Origin of the sequence: Microbacterium sp., from assembly GCF_035554235.1 — a bacterium.
Taxonomy (GTDB): domain Bacteria; phylum Actinomycetota; class Actinomycetes; order Actinomycetales; family Microbacteriaceae; genus Microbacterium.
This window is the reverse complement of sequence record NZ_DATMIO010000171.1, coordinates 1-3,854: the sequence shown is the minus strand read 5'-3', so window position 1 is coordinate 3,854 and position 3,854 is coordinate 1. Positions and strand designations below refer to the sequence as shown.

Below are 3,854 nucleotides of genomic sequence, written 5' to 3'. Positions count from 1 at the left end.
ACCCCAAGGTGCGCGGACGCATTGTGTTCCTGCCCGACTACGACATCACCCTCGCGAAGACCCTGTATCCGGGCTGCGACGTCTGGCTGAACAATCCGCTGCGGCCCCTCGAGGCCTGCGGGACGTCGGGTATGAAGGCGGCGCTCAACGGCGTGCTGAACCTGTCGATCCTCGATGGCTGGTGGGACGAATGGTTCGACGGCAAGAACGGCTGGGCGATCCCGACCGCCGACAACGCGTCGACCGACGAGGAGCGCGACGACGTCGATGCTGCCGCCCTGTACGACCTGATCGAGCACCAGCTCGTGCCGACGTTCTACGACCGCGAGGGCGGCATCCCCCGCCGCTGGCTCGAGATGGTGCGGCACACGATGACCGACCTCGGCCAGAAGGCCACGAGCGACCGGATGGTGGGCGACTACGTCACGCGCCTCTACGTGCCGGCCGCGGAGCACGACGCTGCACTGCGCGCCGGCGGGTTCGCCGAGGCGCGCGAGCTGGCCGCGTTCGTGAACCGGGTCAAGACCGCGTGGCCGAAGGTCCAGGTCGCGAACGTGGACAGCTCCGGCATAACGCAGCAGGCGCAGGCCGGCGACCGCATGGACGTGCGTGCGTCGGTGCTGCTCGACGGTCTGGCGACCGGCGATGTCGCGGTCGAGCTGGCCTACGGCCGCACCGACGAGGACGACAAGCTCGCGAGCGACCACGCCGTGCTGCGATTGGATGCCGCAGGCCCGGCCGAGAACGGCGTCACGACGTTCACCGGCACACTCCCGCTCTCCGTGACGGGCACGTTCGGATACGCCGTGCGTGTCGTGCCGGCGCATCCGCAGCTCGTCTCCCCCGTCGAGCTCGGCCTCGTGACCTACGCCTCGTGACCCTTCGTCTCGCTTCGCTCGCTCGGGGACCGGTTCGGTGCCGGAAGGCGCGGGCATGAAACCGTTCGTCCTGCTCGCGACGCGGGCCGAAGACGGCCCCGCCGACGAGGAGTACGCCGCTTTCCTGCGCTACTCCGGCCTCGGCGAGCGCGACCTCGTCCGGGTGCGCCTCGAGGCGGGACCGATGCCGCACCTCGATCTCGACGATCTCTCGGGCATCATCGTCGGCGGCGGACCCTTCAACGCCTCCGACCCAGCCGACCGCAAGTCGGCGGTGCAGCATCGCGTCGAGGGCGAGTTCGCCACCTTGCTCGATGACGTGGTCGCCCGCGACTTCCCGTTCCTCGGTGCGTGCTACGGCGTCGGCACGCTCGGCGTGCACCAGCGCGCGACGATCGACCGCACGTACTCCGAGCCCATCAGCGTCGTGCCGGTGACCCTGACCGATGAGGGACGCTCCGACCCGTTGCTCGACGGTCTGCCCGACACCTTCGAGGCGTTCGTCGGACACAAGGAGGCGATCTCGGCATTGCCTCCCACGGCGACGCTGCTCGCGTCATCCCCCGCGTGCAGGGTGCAGATGTTCCGGGTGCGCGAGAACGTCTACGCGACGCAGTTCCACCCGGAATTGGATGTCGAGGGCATCGTGAATCGCATCCACGCGTACGCCGGCTACGGCTACTTCGCGCCGCACGAACTATACCTCACGCTCTCGGCCGTCCGCCGCGCGCCCGTGACGCACCCGGTCGGCATCCTGAAGAACTTCGTCGCCCGCTACGCCCGCTGAGCGCCCTAGCCTGGGTGCATGACTGACACCGCAGAAAAGGCCCGCGCCTTCGCCGCCCTTCACTCAGCCCCCGAGATCCTCCGCGTCGTGAACGTGTGGGACGTCGCGAGCGCCAAGGTCATCAGCGACCTGCCCGGCACCCGCGCCCTCGCGACCGCGGGGCACTCGATCGCCGCCAGCCACGGCTACGCGGACGGCGAGCAGATTCCGCTCGATCTCATGATCGCGGCGATAGCCCGCATCACGGCCGCGACCGACAAGCCGGTCAGCACCGACCTCGACTCCGGATACGGCCACCCCGGCGAGACCACTCGCCGCGCCATCGGCGCCGGAGCGGTGGGAGCGAACGTCGAAGACGCCATGAAGCCCCTCGACGAGTCGGTGGCCGCCGTGCGTGCGATCATCGCGGCCGGCGAGGCCGAGGGCGTGCCGTTCGTCCTGAACGCCCGCACGGACGCACTCATCAAGGGCGGCAAGCGTCCGATCGAGGAGGGCATCGCGGACGCGATCGAGCGCGGCCGTGCCTACCTCGCCGAGGGAGCCACGACGGTGTTCGTGCCCGGCATCCTGAATGCCGACGTCACCCGCCAGCTCGTCGACGGCATCGGTGAGCGCAAGGTGAGCGTCATCGGCCTGCCGGGTGCGCTGAGCGCCCCGGAGTACGAGGCGCTCGGCGTCGCCCGCATCTCGTACGGTCCGATGACGCAGCGCGTCGCGCTCACCGCCCTCAAGCACGTCGCGCTCGACCTGATGAACGGCGGAGTGATCCCGGCGGACACAGAGGCCCTCAACTAGCACCGCCTCCGCTCGCACGCCCGCACGGATCGACGTGCGGGCGTGTTCCCCCGTCAGCCGTGCGCCGCACGCTCCTTGGCCTCCTCTTCGCGGGCCCTGTCGAGCTCGTGGGTCGCAGCCAGGACGGCGAGCTCCGCGCGGCGCACGCGCCGCTGGGCGAACGTCGACGGTCCGGTGCGGCCCTTGGCGAGCTCGCTCTCGTCTTCGACTCCGGTGATGATGTATGCGCCCGCGATCAGAATCACCTGGCACGAGAGGTTGAGCCAGAGCAGCAGCGCGATGAGCGAGGCGAACGAGGCGAGCAGCGGGTTCGTGTCCGCTCCCCCGATGAACAGGTTCGACAGCTGCTGCAGCACGCTCAGCCCGACGGCGCCGAGCAGCGCGCCCGGCCAGAGAATGCGCGCCGGAGGTCGCAGGCCGGAGAGCAGCCGGAACATGATCGCGATGACCACCGCGTCGAGGATGAAGACGACGAGGATCGAGAACGCCGTCACGCCGATCCCTGCCAACGGGTCGTCCGCGCCGATGCCGAACCAGCCCCGCACGATGCCCAGGAGCGAGCTGCCGAGGTAGGTGGCACCGGCCGCTGCCGCGAGCAGCCCGCCGAGCACGATGGCCAGCAAGAGGTTTCGGAGGATGACCCAGACCCAGAAGACGTCATCGGTGAGCTGATCGCCGAGCACTCGCAGGGCCATGCGCAGGGATCCGATCGCGCCGATCGCCGCGCCGACGAGACCGATGAAGGCCAGGATGCCGGCGATGTTGAGCGCCTCGGGAGCCTGAATGAGCGACGGGTCGATGAGACCGTCTTCTCCGATCAGGCCCGGGATCGCCGCATCCACCCCGTCGATCAGCGCCTGCCACGCGGCCGGGTTGCCCGCGAGCCAGAGCGCCGCGAGCGAGAACCCGAGCAGCACGCCCGCGAAGACGGAGAAGAGGGTGCGGTACGTGATGCTGTCGGCGAGCATCGGGCCGCGGTGCTCGACGTACAGCAGAAGCGCCCGAACGGCTTTGAGCCTGAGGACCCGCGCGACGATGCGGGCGAGCAGACCGGGGCGTGCGGGTGCCGTGGAGTCAGCCATTCCCCAACGTTATCGGCGCCCGTTCGAGATGCTGGGCACGGGCGCCGATGCGAGAGGCTAAAGGTCGATCAGCTCCAGCTCGACAACCGCGACGACTCCGACATCCAGCCCTTCGGCGTCGCGCACCGACTTCTTGAGAGGGAGGACGTAGCCCTCCGACCCGGGAAAGATCGAGGTCGACCACGCGGACTTGCCGATCCGCGCGCGCACGCGCAGGGAGCCGAAGCCGCGCGGCGGCCGCGGGAGCTCCTTGATCGACTCCGACAGGTCCTCGGGCAGGGTGGCGAAGTACCACGACGAGTCCTCGCGCGC

5 protein-coding genes are annotated in these 3,854 nt (G+C 69.7%); 3 read left to right on the top strand and 2 right to left on the bottom strand.

The genetic code is table 11. The features are described from left to right. The 3 genes from glgP to VNT50_RS08655 all read left to right on the top strand — a co-directional run. Positions 1–878 (top strand): alpha-glucan family phosphorylase (glgP, locus tag VNT50_RS08665; protein ID WP_325484712.1); only part of this gene is annotated, 878 nt, incomplete at its 5' end. 55 nt (positions 879–933) lie between these two features. Further along, a complete protein-coding gene (locus VNT50_RS08660; RefSeq protein WP_325484711.1) occupies positions 934–1,665 on the top strand; it encodes a glutamine amidotransferase in 732 nt (243 codons plus the stop codon). An 18-nt stretch (positions 1,666–1,683) separates the two neighbouring features. Then, entirely contained in the window at positions 1,684–2,460 is a 777-nt protein-coding gene (locus VNT50_RS08655) for an isocitrate lyase/PEP mutase family protein (RefSeq protein ID WP_325484710.1), read from the top strand. A 53-nt stretch (positions 2,461–2,513) separates the two neighbouring features. Here VNT50_RS08655 and VNT50_RS08650 read toward each other — a convergent pair whose 3' ends face one another. After that, complete coding sequence (locus VNT50_RS08650; RefSeq protein ID WP_325484709.1) at positions 2,514–3,542, bottom strand: YihY/virulence factor BrkB family protein; 1,029 nt, start codon at positions 3,540–3,542, stop codon at positions 2,514–2,516. 57 nt (positions 3,543–3,599) lie between these two features. Continuing rightward, positions 3,600–3,854 (bottom strand): DUF1905 domain-containing protein (locus tag VNT50_RS08645; protein WP_325484708.1); only part of this gene is annotated, 255 nt, incomplete at its 5' end.